22 protein-coding genes are annotated in these 20,213 nt (G+C 64.3%); 12 read left to right on the forward strand and 10 right to left on the reverse strand.

Features of this window, described 5'->3' with window-relative positions:
• The first annotated feature begins 69 nt into the window (after window positions 1-69).
• Complete coding sequence (locus E8E95_RS03730) at window positions 70-993, forward strand: SdiA-regulated domain-containing protein (RefSeq protein WP_280348202.1); 924 nt, start codon at window positions 70-72, stop codon at window positions 991-993.
• On the opposite strand, the gene E8E95_RS03735 is transcribed toward E8E95_RS03730, so the two are convergent.
• Window positions 994-1,326: a YegP family protein gene (locus E8E95_RS03735; protein ID WP_280348204.1), complete on the reverse strand. Its 333-nt coding sequence runs from the start codon at window positions 1,324-1,326 to the stop codon at window positions 994-996.
• An 89-nt stretch (window positions 1,327-1,415) separates the two neighbouring features.
• Entirely contained in the window at window positions 1,416-2,087 is a 672-nt protein-coding gene (gene rpiA, locus E8E95_RS03740) for a ribose-5-phosphate isomerase RpiA (protein ID WP_077524179.1), read from the reverse strand.
• A 143-nt stretch (window positions 2,088-2,230) separates the two neighbouring features.
• Between rpiA and ilvA the strand changes: the two genes are divergently transcribed.
• The 3 genes from ilvA to E8E95_RS03755 all read left to right on the forward strand — a co-directional run bounded on the left by ilvA (window position 2,231) and on the right by E8E95_RS03755 (window position 4,764).
• Window positions 2,231-3,745, forward strand: a complete 1,515-nt coding sequence (gene ilvA, locus E8E95_RS03745) for a threonine ammonia-lyase, biosynthetic (RefSeq protein WP_280348206.1) — start codon at window positions 2,231-2,233, stop codon at window positions 3,743-3,745.
• 73 nt (window positions 3,746-3,818) lie between these two features.
• A complete protein-coding gene (locus tag E8E95_RS03750; RefSeq protein ID WP_280348207.1) occupies window positions 3,819-4,277 on the forward strand; it encodes a DUF2269 family protein in 459 nt (152 codons plus the stop codon).
• A gap of 19 nt (window positions 4,278-4,296) precedes the next feature.
• Complete coding sequence (locus E8E95_RS03755; protein ID WP_280348209.1) at window positions 4,297-4,764, forward strand: DUF2269 family protein; 468 nt, start codon at window positions 4,297-4,299, stop codon at window positions 4,762-4,764.
• Between the two features lie 19 nt (window positions 4,765-4,783).
• On the opposite strand, the gene E8E95_RS03760 is transcribed toward E8E95_RS03755, so the two are convergent.
• Window positions 4,784-5,437 (reverse strand): HAD family hydrolase, encoded by a 654-nt coding sequence (locus tag E8E95_RS03760; protein WP_280348211.1) that lies wholly within the window; start codon window positions 5,435-5,437, stop codon window positions 4,784-4,786.
• Window positions 5,438-5,582: 145 nt separating this feature from the next.
• Between E8E95_RS03760 and E8E95_RS03765 the strand changes: the two genes are divergently transcribed.
• The 3 genes from E8E95_RS03765 (at window position 5,583) to E8E95_RS03775 (ending at window position 9,478) form a co-directional block, all read left to right on the forward strand.
• On the forward strand, window positions 5,583-6,062 hold the full coding sequence (locus E8E95_RS03765) for an RNA pyrophosphohydrolase (RefSeq protein WP_077524243.1): 480 nt from the start codon (window positions 5,583-5,585) through the stop codon (window positions 6,060-6,062).
• Window positions 6,063-6,084: 22 nt separating this feature from the next.
• Window positions 6,085-8,364 (forward strand): phosphoenolpyruvate--protein phosphotransferase, encoded by a 2,280-nt coding sequence (ptsP, locus tag E8E95_RS03770; protein WP_179058488.1) that lies wholly within the window; start codon window positions 6,085-6,087, stop codon window positions 8,362-8,364.
• A gap of 79 nt (window positions 8,365-8,443) precedes the next feature.
• On the forward strand, window positions 8,444-9,478 hold the full coding sequence (locus tag E8E95_RS03775; protein ID WP_280348214.1) for a sensor domain-containing diguanylate cyclase: 1,035 nt from the start codon (window positions 8,444-8,446) through the stop codon (window positions 9,476-9,478).
• A gap of 59 nt (window positions 9,479-9,537) precedes the next feature.
• Here the strand turns inward: E8E95_RS03775 and E8E95_RS03780 are convergent, their stop codons facing one another.
• The 7 genes from E8E95_RS03780 to gshB all read right to left on the reverse strand — a co-directional run bounded on the left by E8E95_RS03780 (window position 9,538) and on the right by gshB (window position 15,420).
• Entirely contained in the window at window positions 9,538-10,809 is a 1,272-nt protein-coding gene (locus E8E95_RS03780) for a dihydroorotase (protein ID WP_280348216.1), read from the reverse strand.
• Window positions 10,809-11,816 carry an aspartate carbamoyltransferase catalytic subunit gene (locus E8E95_RS03785; protein ID WP_280348218.1) on the reverse strand — a complete coding sequence of 336 codons (1,008 nt, stop codon included), beginning with the start codon at window positions 11,814-11,816 and terminating at the stop codon, window positions 10,809-10,811. Before E8E95_RS03785 ends, E8E95_RS03780 begins: the two co-directional genes overlap by 1 nt.
• A gap of 36 nt (window positions 11,817-11,852) precedes the next feature.
• On the reverse strand, window positions 11,853-12,365 hold the full coding sequence (gene pyrR / locus E8E95_RS03790; protein WP_179058484.1) for a bifunctional pyr operon transcriptional regulator/uracil phosphoribosyltransferase PyrR: 513 nt from the start codon (window positions 12,363-12,365) through the stop codon (window positions 11,853-11,855).
• Window positions 12,366-12,387: 22 nt separating this feature from the next.
• Entirely contained in the window at window positions 12,388-12,828 is a 441-nt protein-coding gene (gene ruvX, locus E8E95_RS03795) for a Holliday junction resolvase RuvX (protein ID WP_280348220.1), read from the reverse strand.
• On the reverse strand, window positions 12,828-13,394 hold the full coding sequence (locus E8E95_RS03800; RefSeq protein WP_280348222.1) for a YqgE/AlgH family protein: 567 nt from the start codon (window positions 13,392-13,394) through the stop codon (window positions 12,828-12,830). Before E8E95_RS03800 ends, ruvX begins: the two co-directional genes overlap by 1 nt.
• A 113-nt stretch (window positions 13,395-13,507) precedes the next feature.
• Window positions 13,508-14,401, reverse strand: coding sequence for an energy transducer TonB (locus E8E95_RS03805; RefSeq protein WP_179058481.1), 894 nt, complete (start codon window positions 14,399-14,401; stop codon window positions 13,508-13,510).
• Window positions 14,402-14,457: 56 nt separating this feature from the next.
• On the reverse strand, window positions 14,458-15,420 hold the full coding sequence (gene gshB / locus E8E95_RS03810) for a glutathione synthase (RefSeq protein WP_280348224.1): 963 nt from the start codon (window positions 15,418-15,420) through the stop codon (window positions 14,458-14,460).
• Between the two features lie 268 nt (window positions 15,421-15,688).
• Here gshB and pilG point away from each other — a divergent pair, with 268 nt between their 5' ends.
• The 5 genes from pilG (at window position 15,689) to E8E95_RS03835 (ending at window position 20,211) form a co-directional block, all read left to right on the forward strand.
• Entirely contained in the window at window positions 15,689-16,096 is a 408-nt protein-coding gene (gene pilG / locus E8E95_RS03815) for a twitching motility response regulator PilG (protein WP_077524193.1), read from the forward strand.
• Window positions 16,097-16,141: 45 nt separating this feature from the next.
• Window positions 16,142-16,507 (forward strand): twitching motility response regulator PilH, encoded by a 366-nt coding sequence (pilH, locus tag E8E95_RS03820; RefSeq protein ID WP_077524194.1) that lies wholly within the window; start codon window positions 16,142-16,144, stop codon window positions 16,505-16,507.
• 55 nt (window positions 16,508-16,562) lie between these two features.
• Window positions 16,563-17,099, forward strand: coding sequence for a chemotaxis protein CheW (locus tag E8E95_RS03825; RefSeq protein WP_179058479.1), 537 nt, complete (start codon window positions 16,563-16,565; stop codon window positions 17,097-17,099).
• Between the two features lie 140 nt (window positions 17,100-17,239).
• Window positions 17,240-19,288 carry a methyl-accepting chemotaxis protein gene (locus E8E95_RS03830; protein WP_280348228.1) on the forward strand — a complete coding sequence of 683 codons (2,049 nt, stop codon included), beginning with the start codon at window positions 17,240-17,242 and terminating at the stop codon, window positions 19,286-19,288.
• A gap of 62 nt (window positions 19,289-19,350) precedes the next feature.
• A complete protein-coding gene (locus E8E95_RS03835; RefSeq protein ID WP_280348312.1) occupies window positions 19,351-20,211 on the forward strand; it encodes a protein-glutamate O-methyltransferase in 861 nt (286 codons plus the stop codon).
• Window positions 20,212-20,213 lie beyond the last annotated feature (2 nt).

The following is a 20,213-nucleotide window of genomic DNA, read 5'->3' on the forward strand; positions in this document are numbered from 1 at the left end:
TTCAATTCAGGTAGAAGTCCGGTGCGCTCTGTATCCTTCGCCGCGTCCTGAATCCCCGAGTCCTGATCGATGCGTTCATTCCTGACCCCGTGGCGCCTGGTCACCACGCTCCTGGTGCTGCTGCTGGTGCTGCTCGGAATTGCCGCCCAGCAGTTCCGGCTGTTCGAGCGCGGCCTGTTTGCACTGCAAGAATGGCGCCACGCCTCCGAATGGCGGGAACGATCCCTCTGGCTCCCGGACTATCAGGTGGCCATCGAGGCCAAGCCCATCGAGGGCCTGTCGGACGATGTCTCCGCGCTGACTTACGACCCTGACCGGCACAGCCTCTTCACCGTCACCAACCAGCGTCCTGAAATCATCGAACTGTCCCTGGACGGGCACCTGATCCGCCGCATCCAGTTGGTGGGGTTTGGCGACCCCGAGGCCATCGAGTACATCAGCAAGGGCGTCTACGTGATCACCGACGAGCGCCTGCAGCGCCTCATCAAGGTACGTGTCGATGAAAACACCACCTCCATCGATGCCAGCGAGTCGCAGCAGTTGTCCCTGGGTATCGGCCTTTCGGGTAACAAGGGCTTCGAGGGACTGGCCTACGATTCCGTGGGGCAGCGCCTGTTCGTGGCCAAGGAGCGCGATCCGGTGCGCATCTACGAGATCCACGGTTTCCCCCACACCAACCCGGACAAGCCCTTCGCGGTGCACGTGGTGGACGACCCGAAGCGTGATGCCCGGCTCTTCCTGCGTGACCTTTCCAGCCTGCAATACGAGGAGCGCAGCGGCCATTTGCTGGCGCTGTCGGACGAGTCTCGGCTGGTGCTGGAGCTGAACGCCGATGGCCGCCCGATCAGCACGCTTTCGCTGCTGCGCGGCATGCACGGCCTGCAGCGGGGGGTGCCGCAGGCCGAGGGGGTGGCCATGGATAACGACGGCAACCTCTATCTGGTCAGCGAGCCGAACCTGTTCTACGTGTTCCGCAAACAGGCGAGCGACTGATCAGCTTTCGTCGTTGAGGGTGGCGCCGGGGGCATGGTTTCTGACCGAGTCGATGCCTGCGCTGGCGCTGGAGGCGCTGGCGTACATCTGGCTCTGGCCGATGACCTGGCCGTTGGTGGCCTTGAGCACGAAGTAGAACTTGCCGTTGCTGGCGGTCTTGCTTTCGAAGGCGCCGTCGCGAGCGGCGTTCTTGCGCACAGACTCGATACCGTTCAAGGCTGAATCCTTGGCCTTGTACAGCTCGCTGGTGAGGATGGTTTCGCCGTTGCCGGCGTTCAGGTTGAAGTGGAACTGGCCATCGTTGGCTTTCTTCAGGTGGAAATTCCCAGCCATGGGGCACCTCCTAGTTCGTGGCATTGGACGGCGCCGAACGACGCCGTAGCCAACAAATCTAGACGGTTTCCCGCAGGCCGGGAGTCCGGTCAGGCGGTCAGGCTCCGGACGCCATCCTTGGTGCCGAGCAGCAGAAGGTCTGCCGGGCGGGCGGCGAACAGGCCGTTGGTGACCACGCCGACGATGTTGTTGATCTGCTCTTCGAGCTGTACCGGGCTGTCGATCTGCAGGTTGTACACATCGAGGATGATGTTGCCGTTGTCGGTCAGCACGCCTTCGCGGTAGACCGGGTCACCGCCCAGCTTCACCAGTTGGCGAGCCACATGGCTGCGGGCCATGGGGATGACTTCCACCGGCAGCGGGAAGGTGCCGAGCAGCGGAACCAGCTTGCTCTCGTCGGCGATGCAGATGAAGGTCTTGGCCACCGCCGCGACGATCTTCTCGCGGGTCAGGGCTGCGCCGCCGCCCTTGATCAGTTCGAGGCGCTCATTGCTCTCGTCGGCACCGTCGACATAGAACTCCAGGTCGCTGACACCGTTCAGGTCGTAGACCGGGATGCCGTGACCCTTCAGACGCTGGGCGGTGGCTTCGGAGCTGGCCACGGCGCCGTCGAAGGCCATCTTGTGCTGGGCCAGCAGGTCGATGAAGAAGTTGGCGGTGGAGCCGGTGCCGACGCCGACGATGCTCTTTTCACCGAGCTTGGGAAGGATGAAGTCGATGGCGGCCTGGGCGACGGCCTGCTTGAGCTGGTCCTGGGTCATGCTGTGGAGGTCCGATAGGAGGAGTGTCGAGGGCGCGAATTATAGCCGGTCGCCGGGGCAAAACCCCGCATTCTCTGTGGTCGCCCGACGAATCCCTGCGGTAGACTCGGTCCTCCCGTGAAATGCCCGCCAGTGAAGCCGCGATGCTCGAAGAATACGTGAAGAAGACCCTGACCTCGCGCGTCTACGACGTCGCCGTGGAAACCCCGCTGCAGCCCGCCCGCCAGCTCACCGAGCGCCTCGGCAACCAGATACTGCTCAAGCGCGAGGACCTGCAACCGGTCTATTCCTTCAAGATTCGCGGCGCCTACAACAAGATCGCCCAGCTCTCCCGCGAGGAACTGAATCGCGGGGTGGTCACCGCATCGGCCGGCAACCATGCCCAGGGCGTCGCCCTGGCGGCCCGCGAGCTGGGCGTGAAAGCGACCATCGTGATGCCGCGCACCACGCCGGAGCTGAAAGTGCAGGGCGTGCGTGCCCGCGGCGGCAAGGTGGTGCTGCATGGCGACGCCTTCCCCGAAGCCCTGGCCCACTCGCTGAAGCTGGTGGAAGAGAAGGGCTACGTCTACATCCACCCCTACGATGATCCGGAAGTGATCGCCGGCCAGGGCACCGTGGCGATGGAAATCCTTCGCCAGCACCCTGGACGCCTGGACGCCATCTTCGTGCCGGTGGGTGGTGGCGGCCTGGTCGCGGGCATCGCCGCCTTCGTCAAATACCTGCGCCCCGAGGTGAAGGTAATCGGCGTCGAGCCTGACGATTCCAACTGCCTGCAGGCCGCCATGGCCGCGGGCGAGCGCGTGGTGCTGGGGCAGGTCGGACTGTTCGCCGACGGCGTTGCCGTGGCGCAGATCGGCCAGCACACCTTCGATATCTGCAAGCAACATGTGGATGAAGTGATCACCGTCAGCACCGACGAAATCTGTGCGGCGATCAAGGATATCTACGACGACACCCGCTCCATCACCGAACCTGCCGGCGCCCTCGCCGTGGCCGGGATCAAGAAGTACGTCGAGCGCGAAGGCGTGCGCGACCATACCCTGGTGGCCATCGACTCCGGCGCCAACATCAACTTCGACCGCCTGCGCCACGTCGCCGAGCGTGCCGAGCTGGGGGAGAAGCGCGAGGCGATCATCGCGGTGACCATCCCGGAGCGCCCGGGCAGCTTCAAGGCCTTCTGCGAGGCCATCGGCAAGCGCCAGATCACCGAGTTCAACTACCGCTACAACACCGACGCCGAAGCGCACATCTTCGTCGGCGTGCAGACCCACCCGGAAACCGACCCGCGCGCGGTCCTGGTGGAAAACCTGCGCAGCCAGGGCTTCCCGGTGCTGGACCTCACCGATAACGAATTGGCCAAGCTGCATATCCGTCACATGGTTGGCGGCCACGCAGTGCGCATCAGCGATGAAATGGTATTCCGTTTCGAATTCCCCGAACGTCCGGGAGCGCTGTTCAACTTCCTCAACAAGCTCGGCGGCCGCTGGAACATCACCATGTTCCACTACCGCAACCACGGCGCCGCCGATGGCCGCGTCGTCGCCGGCCTCCAGGTGCCGGCCGAGGAGCGCGCGCTGGTACATGCCGCCCTCGACGAGATCGGCTATCCCTACTGGGACGAAAGCGACAACCCGGCGTACCAGCTCTTCCTGGGCTGACGCAGGCCGGGGCGCTGGATCGGGCGGCTGCTAGGCTTGGACTCAGCCGCCCCCGCAGACAAGGACCTGCTTCATGGAAAACTACCTCGTATTCCGCATCCTCCACGGCCTGGCCACCCTGCTGTTCTTCGGCGGGCTGGCAGGGCTGGCGTGGTACGGCTGGCGCAATTTCCGTTCCGGCGATGCCGCGCTGATCGGCCCCAGCCTGCGGCGCATCCTGCTGATCGGCGTGCCGCTGCTGATTCTCGTCGCCGTGTCGCTGCCGATCAGCGGCTGGTGGATGGTGAACCTCGCTGGCCTGCCGCTGGGCCAGACCTGGCTCCTCGGCGGAGCCATCCTCTACCTGTTCGGTTGCATTGCCTGGTTGCTGCTGTTCCGCCGTGTCGGGCGACTGCGGGAGCAGGCACTGGTCGAGGGCGGACCGGCTTCCGCGCCTGTTCGCCGCAGCCTCAAGTTCGGTGGCGCTTATGGTCTCGTCGGCCTGCTGCTATTTCTTTCCGTGCTGGCGCTGATGCTGGCCAAACCGCTCTGATGCGGCGTCTGCACCAGGCATGACCCTCTATTTCCTGTTCAAGACAGTCCATGGCCTGCTGGCCGCTGTGCTTTTGGGCGCGGCGCTGGCCGGGCTGTTCTTTGCCCGCCGGGCCTGGAAAGAGGCTGATCCGCAGCAGATGGCGGCCACCTTCGCCTCTTTGGTGAGGCTGGAATGCTGGTTGATCGCAAGTTCCGCCGTGCTGCTGCCCTTGAGTGGTCTGGCGCTGGCGAAGGTCGGCGGTTGGCCGTTGGGACAGCGTTGGCTGTTGTGGAGTGTAGGAATCTACCTGCTGGCAGCGCTCTGCTGGCTGCCTTTGCTCTGGCTGCAGCTGCGCATCCGTAATCTGGCGCGCCAGGCGTTTCGGGATGGCACGGCGCTAGCGCCGCAGGTGGCCAGCCATGTGGCTGCACGCACCTGGCTGGCGGTTATCGCACTGGTCTTGCTGGCGGTGGTGTACGCGCTGATGGTGATCAAACCGCTCTGACAGCGTGGTCGAAGCGCACTCAGCGCAGGGTAATCACAGGCCAGCCGCGTTGCAGGGCTTCGGCCCGCAGTTTCAGATCGGGGTCCACTGCCACCGGATGGCTCACTTGCTCGAGCAGCGGCAGATCGTTCAGCGAATCGCTATAGAAGCTGCTGCCCTCGAGGCTGAAGCCGGTTTCCTCCAGCCAGCGCGCCAGGCGCGTTACCTTGCCTTCGCGGAAGCAGGGGACATCGGTGGTGCGGCCGGTGTAGCGGCCATCGGCCATTTCACATTCGGTGGCCAGCAGGGTTTCGACGCCCAGACGTTTGGCGATCGGCGCGGTGACGAAGCGATTGGTGGCGGTGATGATCAGCAGCTTGTCGCCGGCGGCGCGGTGCTCGGCCAGCAGGGCTTCGGCCTTCGGCAGGATGATCGGTTCGACGCAGTCGCGCATGAACTCGCGGTGCCACTGGTCGAGCTGCACCATTTCGGTGCGGCTGAGGATCTCCAGGCTGAAGTTCAGGTAGTCCTGGATGTTCAGTCGACCGGCCAGGTAGTCCTGATAGAACTCGTCGTTGCGCGCCTTGTAGGCGATCCCGTCAAGGATGCCGCGTTCGCACAGGTAGTCGCCCCAGGCGTGATCGCTATCGCCGGCCAGCAGGGTGTTGTCGAGGTCGAAAAGAGCCAAACGCACGTCGTTTTTCCTTGCATCGAGGCTTCGAAGGGCGGCCAGAATAGCCGCTTTGAGCGGAGCTGCCCATCGCGAGAAAGGCTCGCATTGCTGCGTTTAAGGCCTTTATGGAACAATGCCGAAACATGCGTTTGCGAGGTTGAGTGCCGTGATCGATTCCGATGGTTTTCGCCCGAATGTCGGCATCATTCTCGCCAATGATGTCGGGCAGGTGCTTTGGGCCCGGCGTATCAATCAGGATGCCTGGCAGTTCCCGCAGGGTGGTATCAATCCACGCGAGACGCCCGAAGAGGCACTTTTCCGGGAGTTGAACGAAGAAGTCGGCCTGGAAGAGCGGGATGTGAAGATTCTTGCCTGCACTCGCGGCTGGTTGCGCTATCGTCTGCCGCAGCGCCTTGTGCGTACCAATAGCCAGCCGCTGTGCATTGGACAGAAGCAGAAGTGGTTCCTGCTGCGTTTGCAGTCGGACGAGAACAAGGTACGGATGGACCTGACCGGCAAGCCCGAATTCGACGGCTGGCGCTGGGTCAGTTACTGGTACCCGTTGGGCCAGGTGGTGACCTTCAAGCGTGAAGTCTATCGCCGGGCCCTCAAGGAACTAGCACCGCGCCTCCTGGCGCAAGACTGACCCGGAGAAAGGCTGACTAGCCATGCTCAACACGCTGCGCAAGATCGTCCAGGAAGTGAACGCCGCCAAGGATCTGAAGGCGGCGTTGGCGATCATCGTGCAGCGGGTCAAGGAGGCCATGGGCAGCCAGGTCTGCTCGGTCTACCTGCTGGACCCGGAGTCCAACCGGTTCGTGCTCATGGCCACCGAAGGCCTGAACAAGCGCTCCATCGGCAAGGTCAGCATGGCCCCCAACGAAGGCCTGGTAGGCCTGGTGGGCACCCGCGAGGAACCGCTGAACCTCGAACACGCCGCCGATCACCCCCGTTACCGCTACTTCGCCGAGACCGGTGAAGAGCGATTCGCCTCCTTCCTCGGTGCCCCGATCATCCACCACCGTCGGGTGATGGGCGTACTGGTGGTGCAGCAAAAGGAGCGCCGTCAGTTCGACGAGGGCGAGGAAGCCTTCCTCGTCACCATGAGCGCGCAACTCGCGGGCGTAATCGCCCATGCCGAGGCGACCGGCTCCATTCGCGGTCTGGGCCGCCAGGGCAAGGGAATCCAGGAAACCAAGTTCGTCGGTGTGCCGGGCGCCCCCGGTGCCGCGGTGGGTACTGCAGTGGTGGTGCTGCCGCCGGCCGATCTGGACGTGGTGCCCGATCGCACGGTCGATGACATCGAGGCCGAAGTAGAACGCTTCAAGCAGGCCCTGGAAGCGGTGCGCGAAGACATGCGCCGGCTCTCCAGCAAGCTAGAAACCCAACTGCGCCCCGAAGAGCGTGCCCTCTTCGATGTGTACTTGATGATGCTCGACGACGCCTCCATCGGTATGGAGGTCAAGCGCGTGATCCGCACCGGCCAGTGGGCCCAGGGTGCGTTGCGCCAGGTCGTGCTGGAGCACGTCACCCGCTTCGAACTGATGGACGACGCCTACCTGCGCGAACGCGCCTCCGACGTGAAGGATCTCGGTCGTCGCCTGCTCGCCTACCTGCAGGAAGAGCGCAAGCAGAACCTCGTCTACCAGGAAAACACCATCCTCGTCAGCGAGGAGCTGTCCCCGGCGATGCTCGGCGAGGTGCCTGAAGGCAAGCTCGTTGGCCTGGTTTCGGTACTCGGCTCGGGCAACTCCCACGTCGCCATCCTCGCGCGTGCCATGGGCATCCCGACGGTGATGGGCGTGGTCGACCTGCCATATTCCAAGGTCGACGGCATCGAGCTGATCGTCGACGGTTACCACGGCGAAGTCTTCACCAACCCCTCGGCGCAACTGCGCAAGCAGTACAGCGAAGTGGTGGAAGAGGAACGCCAGCTGGTCAAGGGGCTGGACGCACTGCGCAGCCTGCCCTGCGAGACCCTGGACGGCCAACGCATGCCGCTCTGGGTGAACACCGGCCTGCTCGCTGACGTGACCCGCGCCCAGGAGCGCGGCGCCGAGGGCGTCGGCCTGTATCGCACCGAAGTGCCGTTCATGATCAACGAGCGCTTCCCCAGCGAAAAAGAGCAGCTCGCCATCTACCGCGAGCAGCTCGCCGCCTTCCATCCGCTGCCGGTGACCATGCGCACGCTGGATATCGGTGGCGACAAGGCGCTGTCGTATTTCCCGATCAAGGAAAGCAACCCCTTCCTCGGCTGGCGCGGCATCCGCGTCACCCTCGACCACCCGGAGATCTTCCTGGTCCAGGTGCGCGCCATGCTCAAGGCCAGTGAGGGCCTGGACAACCTGCGTATCCTGCTGCCGATGATTTCCGGCACCCACGAGCTGGAAGAGGCGCTGCACCTGATCCATCGCGCCTGGGGCGAGGTGCGTGACGAAGGCGTGGACATCCCCATGCCGCCGGTAGGGGTGATGATCGAGATCCCCGCTGCCGTCTACCAGACCAAGGAGCTGTCGCGCCAGGTGGACTTCCTCTCGGTGGGGTCCAACGACCTCACCCAGTACCTGCTGGCGGTGGACCGCAACAACCCGCGCGTGGCGGACCTTTACGACTACCTGCACCCGGCGGTGCTGCAAGCGCTGAAGAAAGTGGTGGACGACGCCCACGCCGAAGGCAAGCCGGTGAGCATCTGCGGCGAGATGGCGGGTGATCCCGCTGCTGCCGTACTGCTGCTGGCCATGGGCTTCGACAGCTTGTCGATGAACGCCACCAACCTGCCCAAGGTGAAGTGGTTGCTGCGCCAGGTCACCATGACGAAAGCCAGGGAGCTCCTGGACCAGCTGCTTGCCATCGACAACCCGCAGGTTATCCACAGCTCGCTGCATCTCGCCCTGCGCAACCTGGGTCTCGGCCGGGTGATCAATCCGGCGGCGACCATCCAGGCCTGAGGCTGGAAGCAAGTTTTGTAACGCCCGGGTAGCGCCCGGGCGTAGCGGTCTCAATCGGGTTTCGGCCCGCAGGAAGCTTATGGACAAGCTTGCGCCCCTCGACCATTGCTACGGCACCACCCTCGAAGAAGTCGAGCGCACGCTGCGCTTCGCCCTGGACATCGTCAGTGACGGTATCTGGGACTGGAACATCCGCACCAATCACGTCAAGCGCAGCCCCGGCTGGTACTCCATGCTCGGCTACGCGCTGGATAGCCTGCCGGAAGACGTCGATACCTGGAAATCGGTGATCCATCCCGGCGATATCGAGCGGGTGATGCGCAACTTCCAGGCTTACCTGGACGGCGAAAGCCTGATCTATGCCGAGGACTACCGCTGCCGCTGCCGCGACGGCAGTTACCTGTGGATCAGCGACCATGGCCGTTTCGTCGAGTTCGACGAGGCCGGCACGCCGACGCGGATGATCGGCGCGCACCGCAATATCCACCAGCGCAAGATGGCCAGCCTCGAATTGCAGCGAAAGAACGAGGAGCTGCTGGCCCTCAATCGCAAGCTGGAGGCGCTGGTGGACGCCCGCACCGAGGCCCTGCGCCAGGCCAACGAGGCGCTGGCCCAGCAGGTTGCAAGCGCGATGCGCCTCAGCGAGACCGACCCGCTGACCCAGGTTTCCAACCGCCGCCATTTCGAGCGCAACCTGCACAGCGAGTGGCAGCGCTTCCAGCGTCATGGGCATGTGACGTCGCTGTTGATGTTCGATCTCGATCATTTCAAGCGCATCAATGACAGCCACGGCCACCAGATCGGTGATCGTGCCCTCGTGGCTGTCAGCCGCACCGTCCGTGCGGCGCTCAGGGATGAGGATTGCTTCGCCCGTTGGGGCGGCGAGGAATTCATCGCCCTGCTGCCGGAGACCGGGCAGGACGCCGCCTTGCAGCTGGCAGAGCGTTTGCGCCTGGTGGTCCCCCAGGCCGATCCCGGCCTGCCACTGGGGTTGACGGCCAGTTTCTCTGTGGCGGGAATGCAGGCTGGCGAAGGGGTCGAGTCCCTGCTCAAACGCCTGGACGACGGCCTCTATCGTGCCAAGCAGCGACGCAACTGCATCGAAGCCTGCTGATCCTCGCGTCCCCTGAAATGAAAAGCCCGCCGAATGGCGGGCTTTTTTATGCAGCGGCTTCAGGCCTGGAAAATGATCCTGCCGTCCACCAGCGTGTAGCGGACCTTGCCGGGCAGGCAGTGACCGATGAAGGGGCAGTTGTCGCCTTTGGACTTCCAGGTTTCACCGGCCAGGGTCGATGCCTGCGGGTCGAACAGCACCAGATCCGCGGGTGCGCCGACGGCCAGGCGACCAGCGGGCAGGCGCAGGGCGCGAGCCGGGCCGGCGGTGAGGCGGGCGAGCAGGGTCGGCAGGTCGAGCAGGCCGTCCTGGACCAGAGTCATGGCCAGCGGAAGCAGCAACTCCACGCTGCTGATGCCGGGCTCGGTAGCGCCGAAGGGCGCGAGCTTGGCATCGGGCTCGTGGGGCTGATGGTGGCTGGAAATAGCCGAGATCACGCCGCTTTTCACAGCTTCGCGCAGGCCGTCGCGGTCGGCGCGGGTGCGCAGCGGCGGTTGCACGTGGTAGAGGCTGGAGAAGTCGATCAGCGCCGCGTCGGTGAGGATCAACTGGTACATGGCCACGTCAGCGGTAACCGGCAAGCCACGGGCCTGGGCCTGGGCAATCAGCTCGGCGCCACGGGCGCTGGTGATCTGGCTGAAGTGGGCGCGCACGCCGCTCTGCTCGACCAGCAGCAGGTCACGGGCGAGCGCCACGGTCTCGGCAGTCTCCGGAATACCGGCCAGGCCGAGGAAGCTGGCGGTCGGGCCTTCGTGGGCCAGTCCGCCTTCGGCCAGAGATGCATCCTGAGAGTGGAAGACCACGGTCAGGTCGAAGGTGGCGGCATATTCCAGGGAGCGGCGCTGCACGCGGTTGCTGGCGAAGCTGGCGAGGCCATTGCCGAAGGCCACGCAGCCCACGTCGCGCAGGGCGACCAGCTCGGACAGCTGCTCACCGGCCAGGCCCTTGGTCAGGGCGCCGATGGGGAAGACCTTGGCATGACCGGCTTCCTGGGCGCGATCGAGGATCAGCTCGGCCACGGCCGGTGTATCCAGGATCGGGCGGGTCAGGGGCGGGCAGCAGAGGCTGGTGACGCCACCGCTCACGGCGGCGAGGGTCTCGCTGGCGATATTGCCCTTGCGGCTGTAGCCGGGTTCGCGCAGGGCGACGGACAGGTCCACCAGACCGGGTGCGGCCACCAGGCCCTTGGCATCGAGGGTCTTGTCCGCTTCGAAGCCGGCCGGTGCCTTGCCGATGGCAGCGACCTTGCCACTTTCGAGGAAGAGATCGGTGACCTGGTCCTGGCCGCTGGCCGGGTCGATCAGTCGGGCACCGAGGATATGGGTACGCATCAGTTCAGCTCCTCGGCTTCCTGGTTCAGTTGGCGTTGCGCGGTCTGGCCGCTCATGGCCATTGAGAGCACCGCCATGCGCACGGCGATGCCGTAGGTGACCTGGTTGAGGATCACCGACTGCGCACCGTCGGCCACCGCGGACTCGATTTCAACGCCACGGTTGATCGGCCCCGGGTGCATGACGATTGCATCCGGCTTGGCCAGTGTCAGGCGCTGGGAATTCAGGCCGTAGAGCTTGTAGAACTCGCCCTCGCTGGGCAGCAGGCCGCCCTGCATGCGTTCGCGTTGCAGGCGCAGCATGATTACTACGTCCACATCCTTGAGGCCTTCGGCGAGGTCGGTGTAGACCTTCACGCCGTACTGCTCGACGCCCACCGGAATCAGGGTCTTCGGCCCGATCACGCGAATGTCCGGGCAGCCCAGGGTGCGCAGGGCAAGCATGTTCGAGCGGGCCACGCGCGAGTGCAGGATGTCGCCGACGATGGCTACCGAGAGGTTCTCGAAGCTGCCTTTGTGGCGGCGAATGGTGAGCATGTCGAGCATGCCCTGGGTCGGGTGCGCATGGCGGCCGTCACCGCCGTTGATGATGGCCACGTCGGGGCAGACGTGCTCGGCGATGAAGTGGGCCGCGCCGGAATCGGCATGGCGCACCACGAACATGTCGGCGGCCATCGCCTCCAGGTTGCGCAAGGTGTCGAACAGCGTCTCGCCCTTGCTGGTGGAGGAGGTGGAAACGTTGAGGGTGATGACGTCGGCGGACAGGCGCTGGGCCGCCAGCTCGAAGGTCGTGCGGGTGCGGGTGGAGTTCTCGAAGAACACGTTGCACACCGTCTTGCCGCGCAGCAGCGGGACTTTCTTCACGGCGCGGGCGCCGACTTCGAGGAAGGAGTCGGCGGTGTCGAGGATTTCCGTCAGCAGCTCGCGGGGCAGACCGTCGAGCGAGAGGAAGTGGCGCAGCTGGCCCTGGTCGTTGAGCTGCAGCGGGCGCTTGGCGTCTGTCGGCATGGGGCAGGCCCTGAAAAGTTACGGGAAATCGGGAGGTCAGGCGGGTGAAGCGAGGTCCTGACGCTCGAGGGTGAGCGGCGCGGGGCCGAGCAATTTTACCCGTTCCGTGGCGCCCAGGGACAGGGTTGCACCGACCACGTCCGGACGGATCGGCAGCTCGCGGGCATTGAGGTCGAGCAGGCACACCAACGTCACGCTGGCAGGGCGGCCGTAGTCGAAGAGCTCGTTGAGCGCTGCACGTACGGTGCGGCCGCTCATGAGCACGTCATCGATCAGTACCAGATGCTGGCCCTCGACCTCGAAGGGCAGCTCGGAAGGGCGCACCTGCGGGTGCAGCCCGCTCTGGGTGAAGTCGTCGCGATAGAAGGACACGTCCAGGGTACCCATCGGGCTCGACACGCCCAGTTGCTCCAGCAAGGCCTGGGCGACCCACACGCCGCCGGTACGAATGCCGATGTAGCGGGGCTCGTCGATCTTGCGGGACTTCAGGTGAGCTTTCAGGTCGCTGGCCATCCTCGGCAGCAGTTCGGCGGGGTTGGGCAGGGTCATCGGCGGTCCTCGCGTTCTGGAGTCAGGAAGTTGCGGAGTTTTCGGCCAGCCAGCCTTCCAGCAGCAGCGCAGCGGCCAGGGCATCCACCGGACGCTCGCGGTAGCCGTCGCGCTGACCCTGGGCCAGTCGCTGGCCCTTGGCCTCGAAGGTGGTCAGGCGCTCGTCGTGGGTGAATACCGGCAGGTTGAAGCGGCCGTTCAGGCGCCGGGCGAATTTCTCCGCTCGCGCGCTCATGTCGCTGGGCGTGCCGTCCATGTTCAGCGGCAGGCCAACGACGATGGCATCGGGCTGCCATTCGCGGATCAGGGCTTCGACCTGCTGCCAGTCCGGTACGCCGTTCTGGGCTTTGAGGATTTTCAGCTCACGGGCCTGGCCGGTGACCGCCTGGCCGACGGCCACGCCGATCTGTCGGGTGCCATAGTCAAAGCCGAGCAGCAGGCGCAGGGGTTTCGAGTCGGCCATCAGGCGTGCCCGGCCTGGGCGGTGAGCAGGCTGAGGTTCACCCCCAGTCGCTTTGCGGCGGCCGCCAGGCGCTGCTCGGACGGCGTGTCGAAGAGAATGGCGAGGTCGGCCGGGCAGGTCAGCCAGGCATTGTCGCTGAGTTCGGTTTCCAGCTGGCCGGCGTCCCATCCGGCATAGCCGAGTGCGACCAGGCTCTTCTGCGGGCCACCACCATCGGCGATGGCGAAGAGCACGTCCTGGGAGGTGGAGAGCGCGAGCTCGCCGAGTTCCAGGGTGGCCTGGAAGCTGTGGCCGCTCGGATGCAAGACGAAGCCGCGGTCGGTCTGTACCGGGCCGCCGGCGAAGATAGGCAGCCCCTGGCAGCGCGCCGGCGGGGTGAACTCCGGACGCAACTGCTCGAGTACGTCGCTCAGGCTGAGGCCGTTGGGGCGGTTGATTACCAGGCCCATCGCCCCCTGCTCGTTGTGCTCCACCAGGTAGGTGACGGTCTGGGCGAAGTTCGGATCGGCCATGTGTGGCATGGCGATCAGGAAGTGGTGCTTGAGGTAGCTCGGTGCGCTTTTCATGTCGGCTAGTTTCAGGCTTAAGACGGCAGGCTTCAAGCGGCAAGACTGAGGCATGAGCGCCTGTGTCGCGGGGCGCTGAATAGAAGCCTAGAGCCTAGACGGAGTTGCCGCTCTCAATTGCTCGACAGGCGGTCGCCGCGTTCGAAGCGCCAGGTACGAATGATTTCCAGGCGGTCGATGTCCGCCAGGTCGCCGGTGAAGGGCGCGAAGGGTGCGGCGAGGCGCACGATGCGCATGGCGCCCTGGTCCAGTACCTGCTGGCCGGACGATTCGAGCACCTGGACTTCGTAGAGGGTACCGTCGCGGTTGATCGACACCAGCAGTCGCAGGTTGCCGTAGATGCGCTGGCGGCGGGCTTCTTCCGGATAGTTGAGGTTGCCGACGCGCTCGATCTTCTTGCGCCACTCCTCCTTGTACCAGGCGCCCTTGTCGCGCATGGTCGAGGCCGCGTTCAGGCGGTGGATGCGCGGGCGCTTGGCATAGAGCTGGCGCTCTTTGTCCAGTTCCGCTTCGAGGCTGGCGATTTCAGCGGAGAGCTGTGAGCTGTCGAAGGCCGGAGCCGGCGTGCTGTCAGGCTGCGGCTTGGTTTGCTCGCGCTTGACCGTGGTTTTCTGCTGTTGGGGGCTCTTGGTTGCCACCGCGGCCTTCGGCGCTTCTTTCTTCGGTGCCTGGGGTGGCGCGGCAGGTGGAGTCGCCTTGCGGATTTCCTTGTCCTGGAAGGGGGCCTTCTCAGTGGTCTTGGGCTTGGCCTTGTGCTCCAGCGTCCCGCTGCCTTGCTGGTTGGCTTGGGCGAGGAAGTCGGCCTTCTTCGGCTTCTCCTCGCTCTTGAAGGTGGCGAGGGTGATTTCCAGGGTCTTGCTGATCTGCTCAGGGTCGGCAACGGTAAAGCCGACGCCAAGGATCAGCGCGACGTGCAACACGGCGGCGAGGAACAGGGTAAAGCCCAGCCGATCCGCCGGGCGGACGCCGGCGGACAGTTCGGTGGCGGTATTCAAGGCTGCGTTCATCGACAGTCAGCTGGCTTCAGATAGCGGCGCAGTCTGCCGAGCGTCCGCATAAAAGTCTATGAAGCACTCCGCGCCTCGAGCTTGTCGGCGATCGCATCCATCAAACGTTCGCCGATGCGTGTGCCATAGGCGTTGTCGATCTCCCGAATGCAGGTGGGGCTGGTGACGTTGATCTCCGTGAGGTGCTCGCCGATCACGTCCAGGCCGACGAACAGCAGGCCTTTCTCCCGCAGGGTCGGGCCGACGGCGGCAGCGATTTCACGGTCGCGGTCGGTCAGTGGGCGTGCCTCGCCACGACCGCCGGCGGCCAGGTTGCCACGGGTCTCGCCGGCAGCCGGGATGCGCGCCAGGCAGTAAGGCACCGGCTCGCCGTCGATCATCAGGATGCGCTTGTCGCCGTCCTTGATCGCCGGCAGGTAGCCCTGCGCCATGATCTGCTGGCTGCCGTGAGCGGTCAGGGTCTCCAGGATCACCGAGAGATTCGGGTCGCCGGCGCGGTGACGGAAAATCGAGGAACCGCCCATACCGTCCAGGGGTTTGAGAATGATGTCACGCTGTTCTTCGGCAAACTCGCGCAGAATGTCAGCTCGTCGGCTGACCACGGTTGGCGGCGTGTAATCGGGGAACAGGGTGGCGAAGAACTTCTCGTTGCAGTCGCGAAGGCTCTGCGGGCGGTTCACCACCAGCACGCCGGCACGTTCGGCTTGTTCCAGCAGGTAGGTGGAGTAGACGAACTCGTTGTCGAAGGGCGGATCCTTGCGCATCAGGATCACGTCCAGCTCGGCCAGCGGGGTATCGGCCTCGGCCTCCAGCTCGAACCAGTGCGCGGGATCGAGGAAGACTTTCAGCGGGCGCATGCGCGCGCGAGCTTCACCGTTTTTCTGGTATAGGTCCTGCTGCTCCATATAGAACAGGGACCAGCCGCGCTCCTGGGCGGCCAGCAGCATGGCCAGGGAGCTGTCCTTCTTGAAGGAGATTTGCGCAATGGGGTCCATGACGATCCCGAGGCGAACGCTCATGGGGGGTCTCCGCAACAGGTTTCAAGGGGCGCGCCAAGGCTGGCGGGCCGGTTTGGATAAGGCGCTCAGGGTGGCGCCGGCATTGATTGCGGTCAAGGGAAAAACCTTCCTCCCGGGGGGAGGCGGGGCAGATGCGGACGCCGTGTAGCTTGCGTCTGGAGACTGTGCTAAAAATGCCCGACGATTGGGTCGCAGCCCGTCGGTTGTAGGGCCTCAGGCACATATATAAAGCAGAATAACGACTCACCGAGGCGATGGTAGGGCGAACATGGAACAGCATTCCGACGGTTTGAAGGTCATGGTGATCGACGATTCGAAAACGATTCGTCGTACAGCCGAGACTCTGCTCAAGAAAGTGGGGTGTGAGGTCATCACCGCAGTTGATGGCTTCGACGCCCTGGCCAAGATCGCCGATTCCCACCCGAACATCATCTTCGTCGACATCATGATGCCGCGCCTGGACGGTTATCAGACCTGCGCCCTGATCAAGAACAACAGTGCTTTCAAATCCACCCCGGTGATCATGCTGTCCTCCAAGGACGGCCTGTTCGACAAGGCCAAGGGTCGCATCGTCGGTTCCGATCAGTACCTCACCAAGCCTTTCAGCAAGGAAGAGCTGCTCGGCGCGATCAAGACTCACGTCCCCGATTTCACCCCGGTGGAGCAAGCCTCCTGAAGTCCGGCCTGATGGCCGGTGAAGCCTTTCCGTATGGGGAACACCATGGCTCGTATTCTGATTGTTGATGACTCGCCTACCGAGATGTACAAGCTGACCGCCATGCTCGAGAAGCACGGTCACCAGGTACTCAAGGCCGAGAATGGCGCCGATGGCGTGGCCCTGGCCCGCCAGGAGAAGCCGGATGCCGTCCTGATGGACATCGTGATGCCCGGCCTCAATGGCTTCCAGGCGACCCGTCAGCTGACCAAGGACGCCGAAACCAGCCACATCCCGGTGATTATCGTCACTACCAAGGACCAGGAGACCGACAAGGTCTGGGGCAAGCGTCAGGGCGCCAAGGATTACCTGACCAAACCGATTGAAGAAGACACCCTGATCAAGACCCTGAGCGCAGTACTGGCCGGCTGAATGCCGCGGCGGTCCCTGCAACATAATTATTAGAAACAGGCCAAGGCCGGTCGCCATGTCGGATTCGCAATCTCCCTTCCAGCTCCTGTTCGAGATCGACCAGCGCTGTCGCGCGCTGGCGGCGGGCCTGCCTGCGCAACAGCAGGTGGTGCAGAGCTGGAGCGGCATCGGTTTCCGCATGGGCGAGCGCCTGTTCGTCGCGCCCATGGGTGAGGTCAGCGAAGTGCTGCACGAGCCTCGCCACACCTCGCTCCCCGGCGTGAAAACCTGGGTCAAGGGCGTCTCCAACGTGCGCGGACGCCTGTTGCCGGTCATGGACCTGTGCGGCTTCTTCGGCAGCGAGCTGTCGCCCTTGCGCAAGCAGCGTCGGGTCCTGGTGGTGGACCACCAGGAGATCTTCGCCGGGCTGATCGTCGACGAAGTCTTCGGTATGCAGCATTTCCTGGTGGACTCCTTCAGCGAGGAGTTGCCTCCCCTGGAGGCCAGTATCCAGCCCTTCATCCACGGTGTTTTCCATCGCGAGCAGCCCTGGCTGGTGTTCAGCCCGCACGCACTCGCACAGCACCAGGAGTTCCTCGAGGTGGCTGGCTAGGTTCTACGCAGGGCGCCTGGCGTCCTGTACCGGTTCCCGAGGCAGAACCCCGGGGGCCGTGACTTCAAGGTTGGGCCGGCTTTGCCGGCCCTTTGGCGTTACATGGGAATAAAGTGGTTGGTCCAGGCGGGGGCCCGATAATGAAAAGACTAAACGCAGGCAATCTGTTTTCAGGGGTGCGCAGTACGTCGCTGATCGCGGGACTCTTCGTGGTCCTGATCATTGCCATCGTGCTGCTGTTCGCGAACTTCGCGTACCTCAACACCCAGGCGAACTACGACAAGGAATACATCAGCCACGCCGGTGAACTGCGCGTGCTGTCCCAGCGTATCGCCAAGAACTCCACCGAAGCCGCGGCGGGCAAGGCCGAAGCCTTCGCCCTGTTGAAGGACGCGCGCAACGACTTCGAGCAGCGCTGGAACTTCCTGGTCAAGGGCGACGCCTCTACCGGCCTGCCTGCCGCCCCCGTCGCCGTGAAAGGCGAAGTGGATACGGTGCAGAAGGACTGGGACAGCCTGCGCAAGAACGCCGACGCCATCCTGGCCAGCGAGCAGACCGTACTTTCCCTGCACCAGGTAGCCGCCACCCTCGCCGAAACCATTCCGCAGCTGCAGGTCGAGTACGAGGAAGTCGTGGACATCCTCCTCGAAAGCGGGGCGCCCGCCAGCCAGGTTTCCGTGGCCCAGCGCCAGTCGCTGCTGGCAGAACGTATCCTGGGCTCGGTGAACAAGGTACTGGCCGGTGACGAAGACTCGGTACAGGCCGCCGACATGTTCGGCCGCGACGCCAGCCTGTTCGGCCGCGTGCTGAACGCCATGCTCGAAGGCAACGCCGCAATGGATATCTCCAAGGTGACCAACACCGAGGCGCTGGAGCGCCTGCAGGAGATTTCCGAACTCTTCGAATTCGTTTCCGGTTCGGTGGACGAGATCCTCGAAACCTCCCCGGAACTGTTCCAGGTCCGTGAATCCGCCAACACCATCTTCACCGGTTCCCAGACCCTGCTGGACAAGGCCTCCGCCCTGACCACCGGCTTCGAGAACCTGGCCAACGGCCGTGGCCTGAATACCCTGGCCGGCTACGTGCTGGGTGCCCTCGCCCTGGGCGCGATCATCCTCATCGGCCTGGTGATGGTACAGAGCACCCGCAGCCGACTGGCTGAAACCGCCGCGAAGAACGAACGTAACCAGGCGGCGATTCTGCGTCTGCTCGACGAAATCGCCGACCTCGCCGACGGTGACCTGACCGTGGCCGCGACCGTGACCGAAGACTTCACCGGTGCGATCGCGGACTCCATCAACTACTCCATCGACCAGCTCCGCGAGCTGGTGGAAACCATCAACCTGACCGCTGTGCAGGTGGCCGCCGCCGCCCAGGAAACCCAGGCCACCGCCATGCACTTGGCCGAGGCTTCCGAGCACCAGGCCCAGGAAATCGCCGGCGCCTCCGCTGCGATCAACGAAATGGCCGTGTCCATTGACCAGGTATCGGCGAACGCCTCCGAGTCCTCGGCGGTAGCGGAACGTTCCGTAGCCATCGCCAACAAGGGCAACGAAGTGGTGCACAACACCATCACCGGCATGGACAACATCCGTGAGCAGATCCAGGACACCTCGAAGCGGATCAAACGCCTCGGTGAGTCGTCCCAGGAGATCGGTGACATCGTAAGCCTGATTAACGACATCGCCGACCAGACCAACATCCTCGCCCTTAACGCCGCGATCCAGGCGTCCATGGCGGGCGATGCGGGCCGTGGCTTCGCCGTGGTAGCGGACGAGGTACAGCGACTCGCAGAACGCTCCTCCGCTGCGACCAAGCAGATCGAGGCGCTGGTGAAGACCATTCAGACCGACACCAACGAAGCGGTTATCTCCATGGAGCAGACCACCTCCGAAGTGGTCCGTGGTGCCCGCCTGGCACAGGACGCCGGTGTGGCCCTGGAAGAGATCGAGAAGGTATCCAAGACCCTCGCCGCGCTCATCCAGAACATCTCCAACGCCGCTCGTCAGCAAGCGTCCTCCGCTGGCCATATCTCCAACACCATGAACGTGATTCAGGAGATCACCTCGCAGACCTCCGCCGGTACCACCGCCACCGCGAAGAGCATCGGCAACCTGGCGAAGATGGCGAGCGAGATGCGCAAGTCGGTTTCCGGCTTCAAGCTGCCGGAAACTCAGGACATAGCCTGATCAGGGGAGGCGCCGCGGCCTGAGGTCGCGGCACGACGGCCATGAATCAAGGGCACGACAGCATGCAGCCAGGCGGCGTCTGGGCCTTGAAACCCCTGGCCGACATGACGACAGCGGAATTCCACGACTGGCAGAAGCTACTCGAGGAGCGTACCGGCGTGGTGGTCAGCGACCAGCGCCGGTCATTCCTCCAGGCCAATCTCAGTGCGCGCATGCGCGAACTGGGGGTTCAGGACTACGCCAGCTATTACCGCCAGGTCACTGACGGGCCGCGTGGTGCGGTGGAATGGTCGACCCTGCTGGACCGCCTGACGGTGCAGGAGACCCGTTTCTTCCGCCATCCGGCGTCCTTCGAACTGCTCGCGGATTACCTGCGCGGGCGCATCGAAGGCGGTCTGGCCAGGCCCCTGGAAATCTGGAGCGTGGGTTGCTCCAGCGGCGAAGAACCCTATTCCCTGGCCATGGTGGCGGCCGATGCACTGGGTGAGACGGAACAGCCGGATTACTTCGGCGTCACCGGCACCGATATCAGCCTCAACGCCCTGGCCAAGGCCCGTGAAGGGCTGTATGGCGCCCGGCGCCTGGAGCAACTGGAACAGGCGCTCACCGCGCGTTATTTCCAGGCCCAGGACGATGGCCGCTACAAGATAGTGCCGAGCCTGGCCGCACGGGTGTGCTGCGCACGGCTCAATGTGCTGGAGCTGGCCAAGGCGCCAATGTCCGGCATGGACGTAATTTTCTGTCAGAACCTGTTGATCTACTTCCGCCGCTGGCGCCGCCGGGAAATCCTCAATCGCCTGGCCGAACGCCTGGCGCCGGGAGGCCTGATGGTGTTGGGCGTAGGCGAAGTAGTAGGTTGGCAACATCCGGACCTCGAGCCGGTGGCCAATGAACAGGTTCTGGCATTCACCCGGAAGGGATAGCA

This window comes from Pseudomonas sp. BN414, assembly GCF_029871275.1.
Taxonomy (GTDB): domain Bacteria; phylum Pseudomonadota; class Gammaproteobacteria; order Pseudomonadales; family Pseudomonadaceae; genus Metapseudomonas; species Metapseudomonas resinovorans_C.